At 72.6% G+C, this 1,157-nt stretch carries 1 protein-coding gene; it reads left to right on the top strand.

Going from position 1 to position 1,157, the window contains the following annotated elements; translation table 11 throughout:
* Nucleotides 1–1,157, top strand: a 1,157-nt coding sequence (locus ABZY20_RS37055) for an Ig-like domain repeat protein (protein WP_356447915.1), incomplete at both ends; no start/stop codon positions are given.

Raw genomic sequence — 1,157 nt, 5'->3', positions numbered from 1 at the left:
AGACCGTCACCGTGTGCGCCACGGTCGCGGTAGTCGCCCCCGGCAGCGGCACCCCCACCGGAACGGTCACCTTCACCGGCGCCGGCCTCGACGAGACCGTGGACCTGGCCCCCGACGGCACCGCCTGCCTCACCACCAGCGTGCTGGAGACCGGCACCGTCACCGCCGTCTACAACGGCGACACATGCCTCGCCCCGTCGACCGGCACGGTACCCGTGACCGTCGACCAGGCGGCCAGCACCACCACCGTCACCGTCGACCCCACCCTGTCGGTGTGCGGCGAGACCGTCACCGTGTGCGCCACGGTCACGGCCCTCGCCCCCGGCAGCGGCACAGCGACCGGAACGGTCACCTTCACCGGCCCCGGCGGGCTGAACGAAACAGTGGATCTCGCCCCCGACGGCACCGCCTGCGTCACCACCAGCAGCCTCACCACCGGCACCGTCACCGCCGTCTACAACGGCGACACATGCCTCGCCCCGTCGACGGGTTCGGCGGAGGCGGCGGTCAACCCAGCAGCGAGCACGGTGTCGGTCTCACTGGACCCGAGCCCCTCGGTGTGCGGCGAGACCGTCACCGTGTGCGCCACGGTCACGGCCCTCGCCCCCGGCAGCGGCACCCCCACCGGAACGGTCACCTTCACCGGCGCCGGCGGGCTGAACGAAACAGTGGATCTCGCCCCCGACGGCACCGCCTGCCTCACCACCAGCGTGCTGGAGACCGGCACCGTCACCGTCGCCTACTCGGGCGACAGTTGTTTACTGCCGTCGACGGGTTCGGCCGGCGTGTCGGTCGAGCCGGCGGCGAGCGCGGTGTCCTTGACGGTGGACCCGAGCCCCTCGGTGTGCGGCGAGACCGTCACCGTGTGCGCCACGGTCACGGCCGTCGCCCCCGGCAGCGGCACCCCCACCGGAAACGTCACGTTCCTCCTCTCCGACGGCAGCACCCAGGTCGTCGGGCTGGACGCGAGCGGCACAGCGTGTGTGATCAGCGGCAGCCTCACCACCGGCACGGTCACCGTCTTGTACGACGGTGACGGCTGCTTCCTGCCGTCGACGGTCTCGGCCGGCGTGTCGGTCGAGCCGGCGGCGAGCGCGGTGTCCTTGACGGTGGACCCGAGCCCCTCGGTGTGCGGCGAGACCGTCACCGTGTGCGCC

It is taken from the genome of Streptomyces sp. NPDC006624, from assembly GCF_040611555.1.
Lineage (GTDB): Bacteria > Actinomycetota > Actinomycetes > Streptomycetales > Streptomycetaceae > Streptomyces.
The sequence above is the reverse complement of the archived record's forward strand: the minus strand, read 5'-3'. Positions and strand labels throughout refer to the sequence as shown.